The sequence below is a fragment of the Streptomyces sp. P9-A2 genome (genome assembly GCF_036634175.1).
Classification (GTDB): Bacteria; Actinomycetota; Actinomycetes; order Streptomycetales; family Streptomycetaceae; genus Streptomyces; species Streptomyces pratens.
The window spans coordinates 3,206,692-3,229,663 of record NZ_JAZIFX010000001.1 but is presented as its reverse complement, the minus strand read 5'-3'; the positions used below and the strand labels follow the sequence as shown (position 1 = coordinate 3,229,663).

Genomic DNA, 22,972 nt, shown 5'->3' with positions numbered 1-22,972 from the left:
GCGCCCGAGTACGTGTACTCGGGCGCCCATCGGTCTTTTCGCGTCCGGGAGGGGCCTGGCGCGCTGCTGAGCGCGGGTCAGGAGGCCGGGGTGCCGGCGTCCGCGTCCGTGGTCGCGTCCGCGGGGACCGCGGGGCGGCGGGAGGCGATGACCTTCTTCGCGAGCGAGCGCGGGCTGGTCAGGAAGCCCCAGCCCCACGACATGTGCATGGTGGCCAGCGCCACCGGGATCTGCAGCCGTGCCTTCAGCGGCAGACCCTTGCCCGCGGGTATCGAGCCGAGCACGATCGCCGCGAGGTAGCCGCCGGGCACGACGAGACCCCACGGGGTGAGCAGACCGCCGACCAGGATCCCGGCCACGATCGCGCACACCGCGGCCGGCGGGGCCAGATAGCGCAGGTTGATGGAACCCGAGTGGTAGCGGGCGACGACGTGCCGCCAACGGCCGTAGTCCTTGTACTGCTTGGCCAGCGCCCGCAGGCTCGGCCGGGGCCGGTACGACACCTTCAGCTCCGGCGAGAACCAGATCAGCCCGCCGGCCTCGCGGATACGGAAGTTCAGCTCCCAGTCCTGGGCGCGGATGAACTCCACGTTGTAGCCGCCCTGCCGCTCCAGCGCCTCGCGCCGGAACACCCCGAGGTAGACGGTCTCGGCGGGAGCCGCGGCGCCGCCGGTGTGGAAGGCGGCGTTGCCGACGCCTATCCGGGACGTCATCGCGGCGGCGACCGCGTGCTCCCAGTCGTTCTCGCCCTCGGCGTGCATGATGCCGCCGACGTTCTGCGCGCCGGTCTCCTCCAGGAGCCGTACCGCGGTGGCGATGTAGCCCGGCGAAAGGATTCCGTGCCCGTCGACACGGACCACGACCGGATGGCGCGAGGCCCCGATCGCCGCGTTGAGGGCGGCCGGGGTGCGGCCGGTCGGGTTGGGCACGGTGTGCACCCGGGAGTCCTCGGCCACGAGTTCGGCGGCGATCTCGTCCGTGCGGTCCGTGGAGGGACCGAGGGCGATCACGACCTCCATCTCGCCGGCGTACTCCTGGGCGAGGATCGCGTGGACGGCGCCACGCAGATGCCGCTCCTCGTTGAGCACGGGCATGATCACGGAAACGGCGGGGAGCCGCACGTCGGGATTGGCGTTCATAGGGGCCTCACGTTACCGCGAACGGGGGACAGCGACGCGCGTGCCGGGTGCGGCTGCGCCGGGCCGCAGATCGTATCGGCCTACGGTGCTCACGATTTCGCTTACGACCATGTATGTCCCTGTATGAACCTGTACGGCGCGACATGACCCTGTGTCCGTCCGCCCACTCCCCTCTCGCGTCCCCTTGCACGGCCCTCGCCCGGAGGTGTCCCTCTTGCCCGCGTCGTCACGGCCTCCCCGGCCCCGCACCGCGCCGCAGCGCCGACCTCAGCCCCCACGGGAGGGCGGACCGCGCCCACCGGGACGCCGTAGACCGCGCTGGGGCCCGCGGGCGGTGACCACGCTGTCGGTCCTGGTGCTCGCCTCGGCCGGGATCGGGCACGCGGTGGTCAGCAGCCTCGACGCGGGAATCGACCGGGTCGACCCGTTCCGGGACATGAAGAACCGCCCCGAGGCGGGCCACGGCATGAACATCCTGCTCGTCGGCACGGACGGCCGCGAGAAGATCGACGCTCAGGCGCGGCGGAAGTACCGGCTCGGCGGGGCGCCCTGCAACTGCACCGACACGATCATGATCGTGCACATCTCCGAGGACCGGGAGCGCGCCGGCGTCGTCAGCCTGCCACGCGACTCGTACGCCATGACGCCCGCGCACACCGACCAGGTGAGCGGCGAGGAACACGAGGGGCATCCCGTCAAGCTCAACGCGGCGTATGCGGAGGGCGGACCGCAGTTGACCGTGCGCACGGTGGAGAAGATGACCCGGGTGAAGATCGACCACTACCTGGAGCTCGATTTCACCAGCTTCATGAAGGCCGTGGACGTGGTCGGCGGCGTCGAACTGTGCACCACCGAACCGCTGAAGGACAGTCACACCGGCCTCGACCTGCCGGCGGGCCGGCACACCCTGGAGGGCGGCGAGGCCCTGCAGTACGTGCGCGCCCGGCACATCGACGGCGCCGCCGACCTCGGCCGGATGAAACGGCAGCAGCACTTCATGGCCGCCCTGCTGGACCGGGCCACGTCCTCCGGGATTCTGCTGAACCCGATGAAGTTCCGGGACGTGACCCGTGCCGTGCTCGGCTCGGTCCGCGCCGACAAGGGCTTCGGCACCGGCGAACTGCTGGACCTGGGGCGGGCGATGCGGAATTTCTCGCCCGCCTCCTCCGAGTTCACCACCGTGCCGCTCGAGAAGACGGGACACATGGTCAAGGGCATCGGATCGACGTTGAAGTGGGACCCCGGGAAGTCCGAGGACATCTTCGAGGCGCTGCGCGAGGACAAGCCGCTCTCCACGCGTCCGTCGCCCGGCGCGGCCCGGCGCGTGCCGGTGGACCCCCGGCAGATCCGTGTCCAGGTCGAGAACGGCACGGAGGCGAAGGGCCTCGGCCGCCGCGTGGACGCGGCCCTCGCGGCCACCGGTTTCCGCACCACCCGGGTTCCGGTCAACGCGGCGGACCGCTCCGTGCGGCGGACCGTCGTCGCCTACGACCCCCGCTGGGACCGCTCCGCGAAGTCCCTCGCCGCCGCCCTGCCGGGCAGCGAACTGCGCGCGGTCAAGGGCCAGGGCGCCACGCTGAGGGTGATCGCCGGCACCGACTTCGAGAAGGTCCGCAAGGTCCGGGCCGAGGACCCCGGGAAGGACGAGTTCGGGGTGGTGCGGGGCGACGAGGTGGGCTGCTCGTAGGGCCCGGGGCCAGGGGCCCGATGTTCGGATCGTGCCGGGCTCACGGGGTCCGGCACGATCCGGAGGAAGGATCCTGGCCCGGTGGGCCCGGTGGCGGCCGTGGGGACCGGTGGGCCCGGTGGCGGCCGTGGGGACCGCGGGGGCTGCCGGGGCCGCGAGGGGCGCCGGGTGGAAGCTCTTGCTGTCGGTCCTGGGTCTGTCGGTCCTGGGTCTGTCAGTCCTCGATCCCGTCCGCGGCACGCTTCTCGCGCAGCTCCATGATCGCCCGGCGGCGGGCCAGGCGGTGGGTGCGGCGGATCTGGGCCTCCTGGTTGCGGCGCCGGTCCCGCTCGCTCTCCGATATCACCGGCGGCACGCGGCGCGGCTTGCCGTCCGCGTCGACGGCCGCGAAGACGAGATACGCCGAGCCGACCTGGGTGGCCGGGGCGGACTCGTTCCAGCGCTCGGCCAGGACCCGCACGCCGACCTCCATGGACGTCCGGCCGGTCCAGTTGACCTGTGCCTTCACATGGACCAGGTCGCCGACACGGACCGGTTCGAGGAAGGCCATCTCGTCCATCGAGGCGGTGACGGCGGGGCCGCCGGAGTGCCGTCCGGCGACCGCGCCCGCCGCGTCGTCGACGAGTTTCATGATCACGCCGCCGTGCACCGTGCCCAGGAGATTGGTGTCGCTGTGGGTCATGATGTGGCTGAGGGTCGTCCGTGATGCCGAGACGGGCTTGCCCGGGATGTCTGGACTGTCGGGACTCTCCGTGAGTGGGGCCGGAGCCTGATCTGTCATGGCCTCCACCTTATGCCGAGGTGGCAGCCGGGGAATTTGTGTCAGCTTCGCAACAGCGCTGCTCCTATTTCCCCAGGACTGGTACGGCGCACGGCCCGGACCTGCACACTGTTGCGCATGACTGAATGGCCCGAGGCACGGCCCAACGACAACCGCGGCCCCCGCTACGGACGCGGGAGCGCGAGCGCACAGCCCGAGAGCGCCCGCGTCATGCGCCAGGTCCGCCGCGGTCCGGGGGTCCCGCCCGGCCAGGGAGCCTACGGCGGCTCGGTGCCGCAGCAGCCGTCGTACGTGAACGGCGGCGGCTACGACGACTACAACACGGGCCAGGTCTACGGCTCCCCGGGCGGCGGCCCAGGTGGTCCGGGCGGTCCCGGCGGTCCGGGTGGTCCGGGCGACGACGGCCGCTACCCGCGTCCCGCGCCGGACTGGCGCCGCCGGATCAAGGTGACGTCGATCACGGTCGCGGCCGTGCTGATCGTGACGACTGTGGGCACCTACTTCTGGGCCGACTCGAAGCTCAACCGCGAGGTCGACCTGTCCATCGTGCTCGACCGGCCGGAGGCGGGCGAGGGCACCAACTACCTGATCGTCGGCTCCGACAGCCGGGCCGGGCTGACCGACGAGCAGAAGAAGAAGCTGCGCACCGGGTCCGCCGAGGGCAAGCGCACGGACTCCATGATGATCCTGCACACCGGCGGCAACGGCCCCACCCTGATCTCGCTGCCCCGCGACTCGAACGTGGAGATACCCACCTTCAAGGGCTCCGAGTCCGGCAAGACGTTCCAGGGCACGGGCCGGCAGGTGAAGCTGAACGCCGCCTACGCCGAGGACGGGCCCGAACTCCTGGTCCGCACGGTCGAGTTCAACACCGGCCTGCACATCGACCACTACGTGGAGATCGGCTTCGCCGGCTTCGCGAACATCGTGGACGCGGTCGGCGGCGTGGAGATGGACATCCCGCAGGACATCAAGGACACCAAGTCCGGCGCCGACTTCGAGAAGGGCAAGCAGACGCTGAACGGCGAGGAGGCCCTCGCCTTCGTCCGCACCCGGTACGCGCTGCCCGGTTCCGACCTGGACCGTACGAAGAACCAGCAGAAGTTCCTCTCCGCCCTCGCGAGTCAGGTGGCGACGCCGGGCACGGTCCTGAACCCGTTCAAGCTGTACCCGACCATGGGCGCGGGTCTGGACTCGCTGATCGTCGACGAGGACATGGGCCTGTTCGACCTGGCCGGCATGTTCTGGGCGATGAAGGGCGTCAGCGGCGGTGACGGCACCTCCCTGAACATGCCCCTCGCGGGTTCCTCGGGCGGCAACCTGCTCTGGGACAAGGCGAAGGTCAAGCAGCTGGTGAACCAGCTGAACAACGACGAGAAGGTCACCGTCAAGGGCAACTGAGCCCCACGGAGCCGACACCGGCGCCGGACGGGCGGGGCGGGCGGGAGAAGGACCGGGGGCACCCCGCGGGGTGCCCCCGACCGTATCCGGTATCCGGTATCCGGCGCGTCACATCGTGGCGCCCGCCATGGCACGGCAGGACTCGGCGCAGCGGCGACAGGACTCCGCGCAACGCATCATCTGCGCGTCGTCCGGCATGGACATGCACGCCTCGGCGCACAGGTCACAGGCCTGGGCACACATCGCGCACATCTCGGCGGCCAGCGGCGAGCGGCGCATCGTCATGTCGGCGCACATGCGGGTCATGTCGGCGCAGTCCATGAGGGCTCCCATGACCTGCGCGGGGGCCCGGCCGCCCATCCGCAGACAGGAGCTCATGGTCTCCTCGCACATGCTGTGGCAGGCCATGCACGCCTGGACGCAGTCCTGCATCTCCTTGCTCATGGGGGTCGCGGCGGCAGACTGCTGGGTCATGATTCCTCCCAGGGAAACGACGGGGGCCGCGGACCGGCCCCCGCCCTTCAGTCCTACGCCCCTCGCCCCATGACCACCACAGGACGAACCACCTCTGCTCCGACCTGCGCGTTCCAGGGGAAGCGGAGCCTCGTCGCCGACTCCTCACGGGTCCGGCCCGACCTCATCGACCCGGCCCGACCCAGCCCGCCCCGGCCCGGTTCGACGAGGTCGGGCAGGGGCAGGCGGCGGTCGGAGCCCGTTCCGCCACGCGTGACGTGATCGTGGTCAGGACCAGGTGTAGTTCGGGTTGACTTCCATGCATGCGGAGTCGTCCGCCCCGTTGAGGGCCTTGGCCTTGACCGACTCGGGCATCGTGTAATCCTGTTCGGGCGCCTTGTACGCCGTCCCCTCACGCCAGTCGGCGCCGACGACGAGCGTGACACCGGAGACGCCGGTGGACTGGCGCACCGAACTCTCCGGAACGCCCAGCGACTCGGCGACCCGCAGGGCGTTGCCCCTCAGGTCGGCGCTCGGGTAGCGCACCAGCGTCAGCTGCTCGCTCAGGGAGCCGGCGGTGTCGGCGGTCGCGCCCGTGAACCCCTTCTCCTGAAGCAGCCCGGCCACGGCGCTCGCGCGGCCGGACGTCGCGCCGAGGGTGTCGGTGCGGGTGCCGTTGACGACCTGGACCGCGATCCTGTCGTCGGCGTCGGTCGGTTCGGCGGCCGAGGCCTCCCGCGCCGCTTCCGCGGCCGCCGCCCCGGCCTGTGCCGACCTCTCGTCCTTGCCGTCCAGCGCGATGTCCTCGCGGACCAGCCGGAACAGCTGCTCGGCGTCCTCGGTCGGCTCCACCCGGGCACCCACGTACCGGTTGGGCATCGTGGTCATGGTGATGCGCGCCGGATCCACCCCGCCCAGCTCCTTGCTGAGGTCGTACAGCTTCTTGACGGTGTCGAGGCCGGGGTCGACGGTGAGCGCCCGGGTGGCCTCCTCGGCCAGCCTGCGCAGCGTGTTGGGGTTGCTCAGGCCGGCGTTCTCGCGCAGCTCGCGGGCCAGCGAGTTCATGTACATGTGCTGGGCCTTGGCGCGGGCGAGGTCGCTGCCGTCCTCGAAGCCGTAGCGCGTACGCAGCCACTGCAGGGCCTGCTCGCCCTTGACCGGGTGGGTGCCCTCGGGCAGCTTCAGCCCGGAGCCGTGGCCCCGGCTGTCGCGCGAGAGGATGTTGGCGTCCACGCACACGGGGACGCCGCCGACGGCGTCGGCCATGGCGACCACACCGGCGAAGTCGACCATGATGAAGTGGTCGATGTGGATGCCGGTGAGCTCCTGCCAGGTGGCCACGGTGCAGCCCGGACCGCCGTGCCCGAGGCTCTGGTTGGTCAGCGTCCGCCCGTTGCTCGCCTCGTACACCGTCCCGTCCTCGGGGTCGGTGCACTTCGGGATCTGGATGAGGGTGTCCCGGGGCATGCTGATCACGGACATGTTGGTCCGGTCGGCGGACAGGTGCAGCAGCATCTGCACATCGGCCAGCGGTGTCGCGCCGAACGTCTCGCGGGCGCCGCCGAGGTCCTGGTTCTCCTTGCTGTCCCGGGCGTCGGAGCCGATCAGCAGGATGTTCAGCGGGGTCTGCCCGGCGGCGTTCGGTGTGGGCTCGGCGACCTTGTTGTCCCCCAGGTTCAGGGGGTTCTGCTTGATGTTGCCGTTCAGGTGCCGGTAGTAGACGTAGCCGGCCCCGGCCGCGCCGAGGAGGAGTAGCGCGAGGACCGCGGCGACCCACTTGAGCATCCGGCGTCGCGGGCGACGGCCGCCTCCACCGGGGGCGGGCACGCCATCGCCGGACGCGGGTATGCCGTCGTCGTCACCGTCCGACGCGGGTATGCCGCCGCTGTCATCACCGCCCGCCGCGTTCCCGCCGTCGTCGTCCGGGACGCCGGAGAGGGCGTCGTCCGGGCCCGCGTCACGCCGGTCGTCGCGGAGCGTCTTCCGCGCGGCGCTCTGCGTCACTTCCGTCGCCCTCGCCACCCCTTGGTACTCCTCGCCTCATGGAACTGGCCTGTCCTGCTCTTGTTAGACGCACGACAGGCCTGTCAGTTGCCCTGGGAACGCAATTCCACGGCAACAACTTTTGAGGAGTCCCCGAACACGGCCCGGTCGAGCCTCAGCTCGCGCATTCGACCTTGTCGGCCGTGGACTTCTCCACGTCCAAGGGCCCTGCCGCGGAGCCGCCGAGCTGCGAGCCGGCACCCGTGAAGTCCTCGCCGAGGGTCAGCGTCATCGCGGGCAGCCCCTGCGAGTTGGTGACGCTCTCGCCGGGTTTCATCCCCGAGCCGGACAGGCCCAGGATGCCGGCGAGGCGGCGGGCCTGGTCGGCCTGGTCGGGCGCGTACTCGAGGGTGGTCTTCTTGAGCGTCTTGTCGGCGTTGCCGGCGTTCTCCGACTTGCTGACGCCCTCCTCGACCTGGAGTCGGCGGAGCATCTGCTGCGCACTGCCGGCCGGGGCACCGCCGTTGTAGACCTGCACCCGGACCTCGGAGGCCGGTGCCTTGGCGCCCTCCAGGCGGGCGGCGACGGCGGCCTTCTTCTTCTTGTCCCGCTTCTTCTCGACCTCGGTCAGCGACACGTCGCCGACGATCGCGTCGAACAGCCGCGGCGCCTTGGACTCGTCCACGACGACGGTGGCCTTCACCTTCTCCGCGGGGTTGTCGCGTACCGGCACCGTGGTGAACGAGATGTTCTTCGGCGGTACCTTCTTCAGCTCCAGGGCGACGTCCTTGAGCGTGCTCACGTTGCCGATGCCGGTGTCCACGGTCAGCGCGTTGGTGGCGGCCTCGGCCAGTTTCACCAGTTTCGTGGGGCTGGTGAGGGTGTCGCCGGAGGACATCTTGCGCATCAGCGAGGCCAGGAAGTGCTGCTGCACCTTGATCCGGTCGAGGTCGCCCTCGTTGCCGAAACTGTGCCGGGTCCGGACGAAGGCGAGGGCCTGTTCGCCCGCCACCTTCGAGGTGCCCACGGGCAGCTCCAGCTTCGACTGCTTGTCGTTCACCGCGTGTTCCACGCACACATCGACGCCGTCGACGGCCGAGGTGAGGGTCTTGACCGCGTTGAAGTCGGCCATCATGAAGTGGTCGGGCTTGATGCCGGTGACCTCCTCCACCGTGCGCATCGTGCAGCCCGGATCCCGGCCGCCCTCCCCGAGGCTCCGGTTGAAGCGGGCGCCCGGCAGCCCCGGGATCACCTTCTCCGTCCCGTCCTCCAGTTTCGTCGGACAGTCGGGGATGTCGACTATCAGGTCGCGCGGGATGCTGAGCGCGGTGGCGTTCGTGCGGTCCTTGGAGACGTGCAGCAGGATCGTGGTGTCGGCATGCCCCACGCTGCCCGCGTCCCCGTAGCCGTCGTTGCCCGAGCCGGTGCGCTTGTCGGTGCCGAGGACGAGGATGTTGAAGGCCTCGTCCTTGCTGAAGTCGCCCGAGCCCGCGTCGCCGACGTCGGTCGTGTTGACGTTGCCCTCGAGATGCCGCAGATAGACGTAGCCGGCCGTGCCGGTGGCGAGCACCACGAACGCCATCGTCCCGCCGGTCCACAGCAGGGCCTTCCTCGCCTTCGGCTTCCGCTGCCCCGACCGGCCCGAGCGCCGTCCGGGTGGCGGCTCGGGGGCGCCGTCCCGCCGCGGCGGCGGGACCTCGCGGCCGGGTGCCCGCGTGGGGCCGCCGGGCACGGCACCGTACGGGTGGCCCATGCCGCCGGGACCGGCAGGGTGGTTCGCGGTGTACGGGGAGCCTCTGCGGGGACCGGGGACATACGACTGCGGTGCGGAAGGGCCCAGTCGCAGTTCGTATTCACCGGTGGCCGGATTGAGTACCCATTGGTCTGCGGGGTCGACATTGTCCGCCCGCCCACGGCTCTGCGCGTCCACGCTCGTCCGATCCTCCGTCGGGGCCACACGGCACCCTCCCCCCTCCGGAGGGTGTCCGCGCGTGCTGGTCACCACCGTGCCCGCGACGCCAGAACGGTCCTCGCGGCCGGGGCACTGGAGCGTTCACACTAGCCGCCGACCTGAGCGGGACGGGGCCCCAGTGACGAATTCCTCGTCCACAAAAAGGGGTAAACCGCCTTATTGGGTGGGGAAGTGGCGGCATGGAGCCGCCGTTCTCCGCAGGGCTCGCGCCGTCCGGGCGCCCCGCGTACGGGTCCGTCACACGCCCCGCAGGGCACCCGACGGGCCTGCCCGTCGGGTCACCCGGCGTATCCGCGGAGGCTTCGCCCGCGCACCGCAAGGCACGGCAAGGCGCCGCACCGCGCCGCGCCGCACCGCGCGACGCGCGTCGCGTCACTGCGCGCACTCGACCTTGTCCGCCGTGGACGTGGACTCCTTGATGTCGTCCGATGCCTTGGACGGAGGGGTGAGGGAGATGCCCGCACCCTTGAAGTCCTTGCCGAGGGTCAGCGTCATCGTGGGCAGCCCCTGTGAGTTGGTGACGCTCTCACCGGGTTTCATTCCCGAGCCGGACAGGCCCATGATGTCGGCGAGGCGGCGGGCCTGGTCGGCCTGGTCGGGCGCGTACTCGAGGGTGGTCTTCTTGAGCGTCTCGTCGGCGTTGCCGGCGTTCTCCGACTTGCTGACGCCTTCGTCGAGCTGGAGCCAGGTGACGGTGTCCTGGGCACTGCCCGACGGGCCGCCGCCGTTGAGGACCTGCACCCGGACGTCCGAGGCCGGTGCCTTGGTGCCCTTGAGACGGGCGGCGACGGCGGCCTTCTCCTCCTTCTTCTGCTGCTTGACCTCGGTGAACGACACGTCGTTCTTGAGCAGGTCGAATATCTCCGGCGCCTGGGAGTCATTCACGACGACGGTCGCCTTCACCGTCTCCACGGGGTTGTCCTTCACCGGCAGCGTGATGAACGCCAGGTTCTTGACGTTGAGTTTGCCCAGCTCCAGACCGAGGTCCTTCAGCTTGTTGATGCTGTCCAGCTGGGAGTCGACCGTGAGCGCCTCGGTACCCGCCTCCGCGAGCTTGACCATCTTCGTCGGGCTGGTGAGCGTGTCGTTGGACTTCAACTGCCGCATCAGCGCGCCGAGGAACTGCTGCTGCACCTTGATGCGGTCGAGGTCGCCCTGGTTGCCCCACGCGTGCCGAGTGCGGACGAACGCCAGAGCCTCCTCGCCCTCGATGGTGTGGGGGCCGGCGGTCAGCTGGAGCTTGGAGTCCGGGTCGTCGACGTCCTTGGCGACACAGATGTCGACCCCGCCGACCGCCGTGGTCAGCGTCTTGATCGCGTTGAAGTCGGCCACCATGAAGTTGTCCGGCGTGATCCCGGTCAGCTCGGTGACCGTCCGCATGGTGCAGCTCGGCGTGCGCTCGCTCTGGCCGAGGCTGGTGTTGAAGCGGCCCCTGGAGCCCGGGATCGTCTTCTCCGTCCCGTCCTCCATCGTCGTGGGGCAGTCGGGGATGTCGACGATCAGGTCGCGCGGGATGCTGAGCGCGGTCGCGTTCGTGCGGTCCTTGGAGACGTGCAGCAGGAGCGTGGTGTCGGCGTGCCCGGCGCTGCCCTTGTCGCCGTAGCCCTCGTTGCCCGCGCCGGTGCGCTTGTCGGTGCCGATCAGCAGGATGTTGATGGCCCTGTCCTTCTGGAAGCCACCGGTGCTCGCGCCGTCGTCGGGGATCGAGTCGATGTTGCGGTTGAGGTGCTCCAGATACAGATAACCGCCCACGGCGGTGGCGAGCACCACGAACGCCATCGTCCCGCCGGTCCACAGCAAGGCCTTCTTCGCCTTCGACTTCTTCTTCACCGGCCGGCGTCCGCGCCGGCCCGCCGACGGTTCCTCGGGTGCGTCCCGGCGTCTGCGCGGCGGCCCTTCACGCTCGGGTGTCCCACGTTCAGGCGTCCCAGGCTCGGGTGTCCCGCGTTCAGGTGTCCCACGCTCGGACGCCCTGCGGCCGGCGGGCCGCTCCGCCGTACGCCCGGGAGCACCGGTACGACCGCGCGGTGCGTCGGCACCGGAACCTTTGCCCGGAGCCGCGCCGCCCGGATTCGCGCCCCCCGGAGCCGCGCCGGAGGCACGGGGTCCACGGGGAGAGGGGATCGGCTGCTGCGGTGCGGAATGGTTCAGTCGCAGCTCGTAATCGCCGGTGTCCGGATTGAGTACCCACTGGTCTGCGGGGTCGATGTCGTTGCCCCGTCCACGGCCTTGCGCGTCCACGGTCGTTTGAATCCTCCGTCGGTGCCACGCGGCGCCTTTCCCCTCCCAGGCGCTCGGTCGGTCACACAGTGCGCGACTGCAGGGTGAATCTCAAGGAACGCGCGCACCGGGAGCGCTCACACTAACGGCACGGAACGGCCTTCGGCGACGCCCGTGGCGTATTCCACATCCATATAACTGGGCAATTCGCTCATATCTGTTGACATGACTTCAGCTCTGGGAGTCATCCGGGGGCATCCGAGGGCCGGCTTTACGTGCAGGCCTCCTCGGCGGCTGTGTTTCCGGAGAACGTCGGTGCGGGAGAAGCCGCTTCGGCGGCTTCCTCCGCCTGCTCCCCGGATTCATTCCGAGTGACCCTTTCGTCACTCTCCGTGGCGGCAATGTCCGAATTACCGGGTGGGGCGCCGGGCTCGGATTCCGTGACGGAACTCCGCGCCGTGCTTCGGGTGACTGTGACCGGCGCGTCCCTGTGCAGCCGCTCGAACAGCTCCTCCGCCGCGGGCTGCGAAAGCTGGTCCCGATTGGCGTCTTTCGCGTACGGCTCCCGGGGTGCGGTGAGGAATTGCACGTGTTCCGCGGGGATGTCGCGGAGACCGCGGGCGAGTTCGTACAAACCACGCAGACTCGCCAATTTCGGGTCGGTCGTCAGTGCCGAAGTGGCCGCGTGCAGAACGGGATACAGCTTGGCCGGATTCAGCAGAACGTCATTGCCGCTCACCTTGTTGACGAGCGCTCCGAGGAACCGCTGCTGACGTTCCATACGGTGCGTATCGCTGCCGTCACCGAGAGACTTGCGGGCGCGGACATAGCCGAGGGCCTGTTCCCCGTTCAGTGTCACCCGGCCCGCGGGCAGCTTCAGTTCGGCCGCCTTGTCGTCAATGGGTTCACGCAGACACACCTCGACGCCGTCGACCGCCTCGACCATCTCCTTGAAACCGTGGAAGTCCACGACGATGTGATGGTCCACGCGAATGCCGGTGAGTTTCTCCACGGTACGGATGGCGCAGGCGGAGCCGCCCTGCTCGAATGCCTGGTTGAACATCGTGAACACGGGCTCGGCGCGGGTGCCGTCCCGGCGCAGACAGCCCGGCACGTCCACCATCAGATCCCGGGGCAGGGACACCGCGGTGGCGCTGCCCCGGCCCGCCGGCAGGTGCAGCAGGATCACGGTGTCGGACCGTTCCGTCCCCGGGTCCCGGCCGTAACGGCCGTTCTCGTTCCCGGACCGCGAGTCCGAGCCGATCAGCAGGATGTTCCGGGCCTCCTCGACCAGCGCCGTGGGCCGCTCCCTCTCGAACCGCGCGAGCTCGGCCGCGGCCGCCTCGTCCGCGGTGAGGTTCCCCTCGAGCTTCACGTACACCGCCCGCCCGGCCCCGGCGGTCACGACGAGCAGTGCCGCGACACCGAGCCCGGCGCCGGTCATCCATCGCCGCCGTCTGCGCCGCGGCAGCCCCGCCCCGCTCGCCGAGGCTCCCGCCCCCGGCCCGAGGATGCCCCCGCCCGCGGGGGGCGCGCCTGCGGTGTCGTTCACGACCGGGTCCACCCCCTCACTGCGTACGGGACGGCTTGCGGCGGCACGCGGAACCGCGGGACGGCGTAGGGAGATACGGGACGGCGTACGGGCATCAGGGCGTGCGGTGCCAGGCGTGCCCGGCAGGCGCCGCCTGCCGCGTGCCGGGCACGCCGCTGATACGACGATGACCCGGATGCGCGGCGGCGGCGGATGCTGCTGAGCCGAACGGGGGAGGGGATGTGCCGGACGGGGGACGGTCCGGCGGGCTCGGTTCGGGCGATCGGCCCGGCCCGGCCCGGTCCCGTTTCGGTTCCGGTTCCGTCGGTGGGTGTGGGTGTGGGTGTGGGTGCGGGTGTGTGGCGGTGGGACGGGCAGGCCGTCAGCGGGCGATGACGGTGACCCGTTCGCTCTCCACCCGCTTGTCCAGGGCGTCGTCCCCGATCCGGTCCAGGTTCCGGCACAGCACCACCGAGCCGCCGGTCGCCAGCGGCCCGTACAGGCCTGCGCGGAGCCCCTCCCAGGTGTCGTACGACAGCCCCGACAGGATGCGCGACGCCGGCCCGGTCAGTCCGAGTTCCGTCGCCTCCGCGCGGGCCCGCTGCACCACCTCGGCCCCGGTGAACTCCCGGCCCGCCACGATCAGGGCCGGGGCCTCGGGGTCGACCGGCACGTACGGTGCGAACCGGTCGCCCTGTCCCGGGACCTCCACGGCGTAGTCGGCGAAGCCCTCAGGAGGCTGTGGGAACCGTCCGCCGAGCGGCCTGAGGGCCAGCGCGATCCGTGCGCCCGAGCAGGCCCGCGCCCTCTCCAGCGCGTCCGGCCCGCTCACCACGACCTCGGCCGCCGCCGGGTCGCCGGACACGTCCGCGACCACGCCCACCGACGCGCACGCCAGCAGCCACACGGCCGTCTGCCAGTGCGCGGGCAGCAGTAGCGCCACACGGTCACCGGGCTCGGCGGCCAGTTCGTCCTGAAGCAGGTTCGCGGTCTTGGCCACCCAATTGGCGAAGGTGGCCACGGACAATTCGACGCGTTCGCCCGTGGCGTCGTCGTAGAAGGTCACCAGGGGGCGTCCCGGGTCCGCGGCGAGAGCGGAACCCAGCAGGTCGGCGGGGGTGCGGTCGGTGGCGTTCACCCGCGCAAGCGTACGCGGGCACGGCCGCGGGCACCGAGTGCACGGAGCACCGGTTCGGGGGAACGGATCCCGACAGCTCGTCAATTCCCCGATGGACAGATTTGTATGACTATGTCCAAGCTCAGGGGCATGCGTAGAACTCTCGCTTCCTCCATCGGCGTCACCTGTGCGGCCGCACTCGCCCTGCCCCTCGCCCCGTCCGCCGTCGCGGCGGCCGCGGGACCGGGCGGGACGGTGCCGGCGGCCACCCGCGCAGCGGTGACGACCGGATCCGGTACCCCCGGCAGCACCCAGTCGCTGCCCCTGCGGCCCCTCGACCCCGACCGCGCCTCCGGTGCCGCCGTGTTCGGCCTCACCCCGCAGTCCGTACGGCACTTCTCCCTCGTCGGCGTCATCTGGGACGACCCCACCGCCGAACTCCACGGCCAGGTCCAGGTCCGCGCCCGCGCGGCGGACAGCGGAGCCTGGTCCGGCTGGCAGGACGTCGAGACCCACAACGCCGACCACGCGGCCGACCCCGAGACCGCCGAACGCACCTCGGGCCGGGTCCGCGGCGCCACCGCACCGCTGTGGGTGGGCGCGTCGGACGGTGTGGAGATCCGGGTCCGGGCGGAAGCCGGACCCGACTCGGAGCCGGAGCCGAAGGCGGGTTCCGAGTCCCCGGGTTCCACCGCCGAGGAAGGCGCCGGGAAAGAGGCCGAGGAGGCCACCTCGCTGCTGCCGTCCGGGATGCGCCTCGAACTCGTCGACCCGGGGGAGGGCGCTCCGCCCGGGAGCGGCACTGCCGAGGGCCCCGGCGGAAGCCCTGACGAAAGCACCGACGAAAGCACCGACGGAAACACTGATGAGGACCCCGGTCGCGAACCCGCCGACGGCTCCGCGGGCACCCCGGCGGACGCTCCCCGTACCGGTGTGATGAGCGCCGAGGCGACCGCCGCCTCCGCTGCCAACGCCCAGCTCGTCCCCTTGGGCGCCACCGAGATCCCGGCGCTGACCCGGGCGGAGACGGAGGAGGAGTACCACGTTCTGCGCGGCGCCGAGGCGGCCGGGCAGGAGGCGAACAGCGGCGGGAAGCCGCAGGCGGAGCCGTACATCGGACCGCGCCCCGGCATCGTCACGCGCAGCGGATGGGGTGCGGACGAGAGCCTGCGGGAGAAGAGCTTTGTGTACACCGACAAGGTGGGCGCGGCCTTCGTGCACCACACCGCTACCGGCAACAACTACACGTGCGAGCAGGCTCCTTCGGTCATCCGCGGTATCTACCGCTACCACACGGGAAGCATGGGCTGGCGGGACATCGGCTACAACTTCCTCGTCGACAAGTGCGGCAAGATCTACGAGGGGCGTGCCGGGGGAGTGGCCAACCCGGTGCTGGGCGCCCACACTCTGGGGTTCAACAGCAACACCATGGGCGTGGCGGTTCTCGGCACCTTCGACTCCACGAATCCGCCTGCCGTCGCGGTGACGGGTGTCGCCCAGCTCACCGCGTGGAAGCTCGGGCTGCACGGTATGGATCCGAGCGCGAAGACATACCTGACGTCCGGTGGTGGCAATCTCTACGAAAAAGGCACGAAGGTACGACTGAACGTGATCTCCGGTCACCGGGACGGGTTCAACACCCTGTGCCCAGGGGGGAAGCTCTACGACAAGCTCGGCACCGCCCGCTCCGCGGCGGCCGGTTACCAGGGCCGCTGAGGGGGCGGACCACCGGGCCGCGTTCCTTCCTGCCGGAGGCACCGCCGTCGGAACCGCTGTGCGACGGTCTGCATACACCGACCGGCCGAAAAACAGTTCGGCCGGTCCCGGCAGGAAGCAGAGACGACAGGTGACAGAAGCGATTCTCCTGGTCGGCGGCAAGGGCACCCGGTTGCGCCCGCTCACGGTGCACACCCCGAAGCCCATGGTCCGGGCGGCCGGGGTGCCCTTCCTCACGCACCAACTGGCGAGAGCCAGAGCGGCCGGCGTCGAGCACATCGTCCTGGCCACGTCCTATCTGGCCGAGGTCTTCGAACCGTACTTCGGCGACGGCTCGTCGCTGGGGCTGCACATCGAGTACGTGACGGAGGAGGAGCCACTCGGCACGGGCGGCGCCATCCGCAACGTCGCCTCCCGGCTGCACTCCGGCCCGGACGAACCGGTGCTGATCTTCAACGGCGACATCCTCACGGGCCTGGACATCCAGGCGCTGGTGCGCACCCATCGCACGACGGGCGCGGACGTCTCGCTGCACCTGACGAAGGTGACGGACCCCAGGGCGTACGGCCTGGTCCCCACCGACGACACGGGCCGCGTCCTGGCGTTCCTGGAGAAACCCCAGGCACCCGAGGAGATCGTCACCGACCAGATCAACGCGGGGGCGTACGTCTTCCGCCGCTCCGTCATCGACACGATCCCGACGGGCCGGCCGGTGTCGGTGGAGCGGGAGACGTTCCCGGACCTGCTGTCGGCCGGAGCCCACCTTCAGGGCCTGGTCGACTCCACGTACTGGCTGGACCTCGGCACCCCGGCGGCCTTCGTACGGGGCTCCGCGGACCTGGTGCTGGGCCGTGCCCCGTCCCCGGCGGTCCCGGGACGCTGCGGCGACCGGCTGGTCCTGCCGACGGCGAGAGTGGCACCGGACGCCAAGCTGGCGGGCGGGACCGTGGTGGGCGAGGGCGCGTTCGTGGCGGAGGGCGCGCGCGTCTTCGGCAGCACGATCCTGCCGGGTGCGGTCATCGAACCCGGCGCGGTCGTCACCGACTCGCTGATCGGCACACGCGCGCGGGTGGGGGAGCGGTCGGTCCTCACCGGGACGGTGATAGGCGACGGCGCGGTCGTCGGCGCCCGCAACGAACTCCGGGACGGGGTCAGGGTCTGGTGCGACGCGCGGATCCCGGCGGGGTCGGTGCGGTTCTCCTCGGACGAGTGACCGTGCGAAACCGGGCCGCCCACAGACCCGGTGCGCGCTCGGACGGCTGAGGGCTCGGACGGCGGGAGGGCCTGGCGGCTGAGGGGCCTGGCGGCTGGAGGGACTCGGACGGCTGGAAGGGCCCAACGGCTGGGGGCCCGGAGGCTGAGGAGTCGGACGGCGGGAGGGCCTGGCGGCTGGGGGCCTGGAGGCTGAGGAGGCGGACGGCGGGAGGGCACGGGCCTCACAGCCGTCCGACGTCCCAGCGCGGCATCTTCGGCGCCCGCCGCGCCGGCGTTCTGCCGCTCAGCAGGATCAACCGCGCGGCCCGGTGCCGCTGACCGGCATACGGCTCCAGCAGGTCCAGCATCGCCGCGTCGTCCGCGTAACGGTCCCCGGCCAGCGCCCACCCCACGATGCCCGGCAGGTGCAGATCCCCCGTGGTCACCTCGTCCGGCGCGCCATGACTGCGCTGCACCGTCTCCGCCGACGTCCACGGCCCGATGCCCGACACCAGCTCCAGCCGTGCCCGCGCCGCCGCCGGGGCCATCCCCGCCGCCTCCTCCAGCCGCGCCGCGACCCGCACCGCCCGCAGCACCGCGGACGCCCGCTTGTCGTCGACACCGGCCCGGTGCCACTCCCAGGAGGGGATCAGCGCCCAGGTCCTGGGCGACGGCATGACCGCCATCCGATCGGGAGCCGGCCCGGGGGCCGGCTCCCCGTACTTCCGTACCAGCAGCCGCCACGCCCGGTACGCCTCACCGGTGGTGACCTTCTGCTCCAGGACCGACGGGATCAACGACTCCAGCACCAGCCCGGTCCGGGCCAGCCGCAGTCCCGGCCGCTTGTGCCGGGTGAGCGCCAGCAGCTTGTGCCGGGGGACGAACGCCGCCGGATCGTCGGCGGCACCGAGCAGGTCCGGCAGCCGGTCCAGGAACCACCCGGCCCCCGCTCCCCACGCCTCGCCCCGTACCTCGCCGCCGTGCCGCGTCACCCGCAGCGTTCCCGGCCCGGCGGGTGTCAGGCTCGTCCGCCACACGGAACCGTCAGGCAGCGCGCGAAACGTCGGGTCCCCGGACCCGCGCCGCAACGGCCCGAGCACCAGCCCGAGGTCCAGCGGCCCGTCCGGCACCCACGTTCGGACCGACGACGGGGCGGCCGGGGCCGGTGCCTGCCGCGGCACCTCCGCCGGGTCGGCGGCCCGCCCGCCTCGCACGGTCGTACGAGCAGGGCGGGAAGCGGGCCGGGAGGTGGGTCGAGGGGTGGGTCGGGGAGCGAAACGTCCTGCCACGGAGGGGTCCCGGGGATAGGGGCGGAAGCGGGTGAGCGGCGCGGAGGTAGGGGAAGGCGAGGCTCCTACGAGGGTAGGCGCCCCGCGCGTCCGTTCCGGCTCACCGCTGTCCGGTTCACCGCTGTCAGGTTCACGGTTGTCCGGTTCACCGCCGGCCGGTCACCGCTGTCCGGTTCGTCACTGTCGGGTTCGTCACTGTCCGGCTCATCGCACGGCGATGAACGCGGCCGCGTCCCGCTCCGGCCGCGGCCGCGGTTCCCCGGCGGGGTGGCCCACCGCCACCGCACCCATCGGGTCCCAGCCCGCGGGCAGGTCCAGGACCTCGCGGACCACGTCCCGGCAGAACATCGTCGACGACACCCACGCCGAGCCCAGCCGCTCCCCGGCCAGCGCGACCAGGAAGTTCTGCACGCCGGCACCCGTCGCGACCACGAACATCTCCCGCTCCGCGCCGTCCCGCCGGGCGTCCCCGTAGGTGTGCGAGCCCTCCATGACCAGGCAGGGCACGACCAGGCAGGGCGCGTTGCGCAGGACGTCGCCGCGGCGCACCCGCTTGGCGACGGACTCCTCCGACTTGCCGTCCCGGCGCAGGTCCGCGATCCAGGCGTCCCGCATCGCGTCGAGCAGCCGGGTCCGGGACTCCCGCGACTCCAGCAGGACGAAGCGCCACGGGGTGGTGTGGTGCGGCGCCGGAGCCGTCACGGCCGCGGCCACCGCGCGGCGCACCGCCCCCGGGTCGACCGGCTCGTCGGTGAAGGCCCGTACCGTGCGGCGCTGGGTCACCGCCTGCCGTACCGCCTCCGACGTGCCGAGGCGGAACATGTCGTCGCGGGAGTCGCGGACCAGGGCCCGGGCGCCCCCGCCGTGCTCGTCGTACTCGTCGTCGGCCGCCACCAGGGCGGACAGTCCGCGCACGACGGCCACCGGCAGGCCTGCGGCCTTGCCCTTGACCAGGTCGCCCGCGGCGGCGAGTTCGTCGGCGGTGGCGACCACGGTGGCGCTCAGCGGATTGCCGTACGCGTCCGTCCCACCGCGCAGGTCGTCCAGGACGTGGACGCCCGCGGCGCCGATCGCGACGTCCGTCAGACCCGCCCGCCAGGGACGTCCGAAGGTGTCGGTGACGAGTACGCCGACCGTGACGCCGAGGGCGTCCCGCAGACCCTCGCGGATCGCCCGCGCGGACGCGTCCGGATCCTCGGGGAGCAGCAGCACCGTGCCGGGGGGCGTGTTGGAGGCATCGACCCCGGCCGCGGCCATGACGAGGCCCTGCCGGTTCTCGACGATGCGCAGGGGGCCGCGCCGGGCCACCACCCGTACCGTCTCCGCGTCGATGGCGGCCTCCCGGTCGGAGGCCTCCAGCATCCGGCCCTCCGCCTTGGAGACGATCTTCGAGGTGACGAGCAGCACGTCCCCGTCGGCCAGCCCCGGCTCCGCGGCCGCGATCAGTTTCGCGAGGTCGTCCCCCCGCCGGACCTCGGGCAGCCCCGCGACGGCCCACACCCGGTATCCGTCGGACGCCGCGCCACCCGCGGGTACGCCGTCGTCGTGCACACGCGTGCCGTTCAAACCGTCCGCACCTCCTCCGCGAGCGCGAGCGCCTCCCGGGCCATCCGCGCGGTGGCGTCGACGTCGGTCATCATCAGGGGCACGGCCCGGCAGCGGATCCCCGCCTCCTCGATGCGCTCCACACCGGTCGCGTCGACCGTGTCGACCAGCCAGCCGTCCAGCAGACCCGAGCCGTAGTGTTCGGCCACCGCCCACGCCGTGGATTCGACGCCGACCGCCGCGAGCACCTTGTCGGCCATGCCGCGCACGGGCGCGTCGCCGACGATCGGCGACAGGCCGACCACCGGCACGCCCGCCTCGGCGATCGCCTCCCGGATGCCGGGGACGGCGAGGATCGTGCCGATGGAGACGACCGGGTTGGACGGCGGGAAGAGGATCACGTCGGCGGCGGCGATCGCCTCCAGCACACCCGGCGCCGGCTTCGCCTGCTCCGCGCCGACCGGCACCACGGCCTCGGCCGGTACCGACGCCCGCAGCCGCACCCAGTACTCCTGGAAGTGGATCACCTTGCGGACACCGGAGCCCGCCGCGGAGCCCGGCGGGGTCTCCCCGGCCCCGGATCCCGCCCCGGACCCCGCCGCCGGGTCGCCGTCGGGCAGGGTGACGGCGACATGCGTCTCCACGCGGTCGTCGGTCATCGGGATCAGCCGGACGCCCGGCTGCCAGCGGTCGCAGAGGGCCTCCGTCACCGCGCTCAGCGGATAGCCGGCGGCGAGCATCTGCGTCCGCACGATGTGCGTGGCGAAGTCCCGGTCGCCGAGCCCGAACCACCCCGGGCCGACGCCGTACGCCGCGAGCTCCTCCTTGAGCCGGAAGCTCTCGTCGGTCCGCCCCCAGCCCCGCTCCTCGTCGATGCCGCCGCCGAGGGTGTACATCACCGTGTCGAGGTCCGGGCAGACCTTCAGTCCGAAGAGGTGGATGTCGTCCCCGGTGTTGCCGATGACCGTGATGTCCGCGTCCGGCACGGCCCGCTTCAGACCGCGAAGGAAACGGGCACCGCCGATGCCGCCTGCCAGAACCACAATGCGCATGGGAAACAGTCTGTCAGCCGCAGGGCGGGCCGCGGCACCGTGTCGGGTGGCCCGGTCACACACGGGGTCGTGGACGGGGTCAGGCAGAGGTCACGCACGCGGCCGGGCAAGGGACGCGCAGGGGAGTGGGTCAGGCGGTCGGCGTCCGGGGCTCCGTCCGCGCCTCGCAGTGCGGGGCGGCCGGGTGCATCGGCATCTCGGTCAGGCCCGGGTAGTACACGTGCAGGCTGACCGCCGGCTCCAGCGTGGCATTGACGACCTCGTGTGCGTAGCCCGGCGCGAACACCTGCTCCGTGCCCGGTGTCAGCGTGCGGGTGCCGCGTTCGGTGCGCTCGGTGAGGACGCCGTCCAGGACGGTCAGGACACCGGAGGAGCGGCCGTGGTCGTGCAGTCCGCTGCCCTGGCCGGGCACCCAGGACAGCAGCCACACCTCGTAGCCGACCGGAGTCTCCTCCGCTCGGGCGGAGCCGAGAGCCCGGGGGGCCGAGAGGAGCCGGTGGTACCAGCGGCTGCTCGCGTCGTACCGCACCAGGTGCTCCCACCGGGACCGGTCGGCGGCGAGGGAACGGGCCAGGCCGACGAACTCGGACACGGTGGCCGGGTGCTCGCGCGGAGTCTGCAGGAGGTGCGGTACTTCGAGGATGTCGCCGGCGATCTGGAGGTCACTGTCGCTGTTCATGGATGCGGTGGTTCCTCGGCGGAGAAGCGGTCGGGAAACAGGGGGAGCAAGGGGGAGGCCGTCGAGCGGGACCGTGCGGGGAGCCGGCCTGCCGGGACGAGGTGCCGCGGGTGTCCGGGTCACGGACGGCGGCGGGAAGCGCCCTGATGAGAGCGGAGGAAATAGGAGGCGGGTCGAGGGTGACCCGAAGGGCAGGAGCGCGTTGGGCTCAACAACCGGAACAGCGACAGCTACAGCGAGCGCGGGCAGCACCGAGGTACCCGGCGGAGCGGGTCGAGGTGAGTGCCAAGTTCGCGAGCATGCCCATAAGGACAGCGGCTCATGCCTTCAGTGTCAACTCGACCCACGGATTATGGGCACGGTTCACCCCATCCGGTTCACTGCGGGGCGAAAGGTTTGCTCACGTGATTCCAGGGACACAAGGCGCACATGGTCGAGAGCACAAGTGCCGTTGCGTTCCTGTGATCCGAATGTGATCCGGGTCGCTGTGGCGTTGGTGCGTCAACGGGATCGATCGACCGGGCGTCTCACTCCGTGAACGGTCTGCGCGGGGAGGGCCTCCCGTGCGACTCGCCCGGGTGTCAACGTTTATGGCGATTTGAACACTTTCGGCTTGGGCTTGGTTCCGCAGAGTGAATAAGGGAGCCAATAGCAGATCTCGGCTTGACTCGCCCGGATCAGCACACTTGTAATTTCACTCGTGTCGTTCGGCCGGGATCGGTAACGGCAGCATCACGGGGACGCGAAAGACGGACGAGGGGCGCACATGACGGAGCTGGTGCAGCAACTGCTGGTCGACGACGCGGACGAGGAAATCGGCTGGCAGGAGCGCGCGCTGTGCGCCCAGACCGACCCCGAGTCCTTCTTTCCCGAGAAGGGTGGTTCCACCCGGGAGGCCAAGAAGGTCTGCCTCTCCTGTGAGGTCCGCTCCGAGTGCCTCGAATACGCCCTCGCCAACGACGAACGCTTCGGCATCTGGGGCGGCCTGTCCGAGCGGGAGCGCCGCCGACTGAAGAAGGCCGCAGTCTGAAGAAGGCCGCCGCTTGGAGGAGGCCGCCGCCTGAAGGGGGTCTCCGTCCGAGAGCCGGCGCTTCGCACGCGTCCATCCGCACGCGCGCCTTGCTCGTGACGTCCATGCGTCCGTGTGCGGCACATGCGCGCCTTGTCCGCGCATGTGCCGCACATCCCGGTCATGCGTGTGGGTCCGGTATAT

General features: G+C 71.3%; 17 protein-coding genes. 5 read left to right on the top strand and 12 right to left on the bottom strand.

Annotated features, from left to right (window positions below):
• Positions 1-77: 77 nt before the first annotated feature.
• Positions 78-1,139 (bottom strand): glycosyltransferase family 2 protein, encoded by a 1,062-nt coding sequence (locus tag V4Y04_RS14510; RefSeq protein WP_332428259.1) that lies wholly within the window; start codon positions 1,137-1,139, stop codon positions 78-80.
• Between the two features lie 214 nt (positions 1,140-1,353).
• On the opposite strand from V4Y04_RS14510, the gene V4Y04_RS14505 reads away from it, so the two are divergent.
• Positions 1,354-2,826, top strand: coding sequence for an LCP family protein (locus V4Y04_RS14505; RefSeq protein WP_332428258.1), 1,473 nt, complete (start codon positions 1,354-1,356; stop codon positions 2,824-2,826).
• A 214-nt stretch (positions 2,827-3,040) separates the two neighbouring features.
• Here the strand turns inward: V4Y04_RS14505 and V4Y04_RS14500 are convergent, their stop codons facing one another.
• The gene (locus V4Y04_RS14500; protein WP_332428256.1) at positions 3,041-3,607 is read right to left on the bottom strand and encodes an acyl-CoA thioesterase; all 567 of its coding nucleotides are present in this window, start codon (positions 3,605-3,607) and stop codon (positions 3,041-3,043) included.
• Between the two features lie 117 nt (positions 3,608-3,724).
• Between V4Y04_RS14500 and V4Y04_RS14495 the strand changes: the two genes are divergently transcribed.
• Positions 3,725-5,008: an LCP family protein gene (locus V4Y04_RS14495; RefSeq protein ID WP_332428255.1), complete on the top strand. Its 1,284-nt coding sequence runs from the start codon at positions 3,725-3,727 to the stop codon at positions 5,006-5,008.
• 108 nt (positions 5,009-5,116) lie between these two features.
• Here V4Y04_RS14495 and V4Y04_RS14490 read toward each other — a convergent pair whose 3' ends face one another.
• The 6 genes from V4Y04_RS14490 to V4Y04_RS14465 all read right to left on the bottom strand — a co-directional run bounded on the left by V4Y04_RS14490 (position 5,117) and on the right by V4Y04_RS14465 (position 14,305).
• Positions 5,117-5,482: a four-helix bundle copper-binding protein gene (locus V4Y04_RS14490; protein WP_332428253.1), complete on the bottom strand. Its 366-nt coding sequence runs from the start codon at positions 5,480-5,482 to the stop codon at positions 5,117-5,119.
• Between the two features lie 267 nt (positions 5,483-5,749).
• Positions 5,750-7,465, bottom strand: a complete 1,716-nt coding sequence (locus tag V4Y04_RS14485) for an LCP family protein (RefSeq protein WP_443080177.1) — start codon at positions 7,463-7,465, stop codon at positions 5,750-5,752.
• A gap of 154 nt (positions 7,466-7,619) precedes the next feature.
• On the bottom strand, positions 7,620-9,374 hold the full coding sequence (locus V4Y04_RS14480; protein ID WP_332428252.1) for an LCP family protein: 1,755 nt from the start codon (positions 9,372-9,374) through the stop codon (positions 7,620-7,622).
• Between the two features lie 414 nt (positions 9,375-9,788).
• Positions 9,789-11,657 carry an LCP family protein gene (locus tag V4Y04_RS14475; protein ID WP_332428251.1) on the bottom strand — a complete coding sequence of 623 codons (1,869 nt, stop codon included), beginning with the start codon at positions 11,655-11,657 and terminating at the stop codon, positions 9,789-9,791.
• 250 nt (positions 11,658-11,907) lie between these two features.
• A complete protein-coding gene (locus tag V4Y04_RS14470; RefSeq protein WP_443080016.1) occupies positions 11,908-13,188 on the bottom strand; it encodes an LCP family protein in 1,281 nt (426 codons plus the stop codon).
• 361 nt (positions 13,189-13,549) lie between these two features.
• On the bottom strand, positions 13,550-14,305 hold the full coding sequence (locus V4Y04_RS14465) for a TIGR03089 family protein (RefSeq protein WP_332428249.1): 756 nt from the start codon (positions 14,303-14,305) through the stop codon (positions 13,550-13,552).
• Between the two features lie 129 nt (positions 14,306-14,434).
• Here V4Y04_RS14465 and V4Y04_RS14460 point away from each other — a divergent pair, with 129 nt between their 5' ends.
• Both V4Y04_RS14460 and V4Y04_RS14455 read left to right on the top strand, forming a co-directional pair.
• Complete coding sequence (locus V4Y04_RS14460) at positions 14,435-16,000, top strand: peptidoglycan recognition protein family protein (RefSeq protein ID WP_332428248.1); 1,566 nt, start codon at positions 14,435-14,437, stop codon at positions 15,998-16,000.
• A gap of 130 nt (positions 16,001-16,130) precedes the next feature.
• Positions 16,131-17,213: an NDP-sugar synthase gene (locus tag V4Y04_RS14455; RefSeq protein ID WP_332428247.1), complete on the top strand. Its 1,083-nt coding sequence runs from the start codon at positions 16,131-16,133 to the stop codon at positions 17,211-17,213.
• A 223-nt stretch (positions 17,214-17,436) separates the two neighbouring features.
• On the opposite strand, the gene V4Y04_RS14450 is transcribed toward V4Y04_RS14455, so the two are convergent.
• From V4Y04_RS14450 to V4Y04_RS14435, 4 genes are all read right to left on the bottom strand, one after another.
• Positions 17,437-18,483 carry a DNA-3-methyladenine glycosylase family protein gene (locus V4Y04_RS14450; protein WP_443080015.1) on the bottom strand — a complete coding sequence of 349 codons (1,047 nt, stop codon included), beginning with the start codon at positions 18,481-18,483 and terminating at the stop codon, positions 17,437-17,439.
• Between the two features lie 204 nt (positions 18,484-18,687).
• A complete protein-coding gene (locus V4Y04_RS14445) occupies positions 18,688-20,049 on the bottom strand; it encodes a coenzyme F420-0:L-glutamate ligase (RefSeq protein WP_332428245.1) in 1,362 nt (453 codons plus the stop codon).
• A complete protein-coding gene (locus V4Y04_RS14440) occupies positions 20,046-21,080 on the bottom strand; it encodes a 2-phospho-L-lactate transferase (RefSeq protein WP_332428244.1) in 1,035 nt (344 codons plus the stop codon). Before V4Y04_RS14440 ends, V4Y04_RS14445 begins: the two co-directional genes overlap by 4 nt.
• Before the next feature lie 130 nt (positions 21,081-21,210).
• Complete coding sequence (locus tag V4Y04_RS14435) at positions 21,211-21,759, bottom strand: cysteine dioxygenase (RefSeq protein ID WP_332428243.1); 549 nt, start codon at positions 21,757-21,759, stop codon at positions 21,211-21,213.
• 766 nt (positions 21,760-22,525) lie between these two features.
• On the opposite strand from V4Y04_RS14435, the gene V4Y04_RS14430 reads away from it, so the two are divergent.
• Positions 22,526-22,789, top strand: coding sequence for a WhiB family transcriptional regulator (locus tag V4Y04_RS14430; protein ID WP_332428242.1), 264 nt, complete (start codon positions 22,526-22,528; stop codon positions 22,787-22,789).
• Positions 22,790-22,972 lie beyond the last annotated feature (183 nt).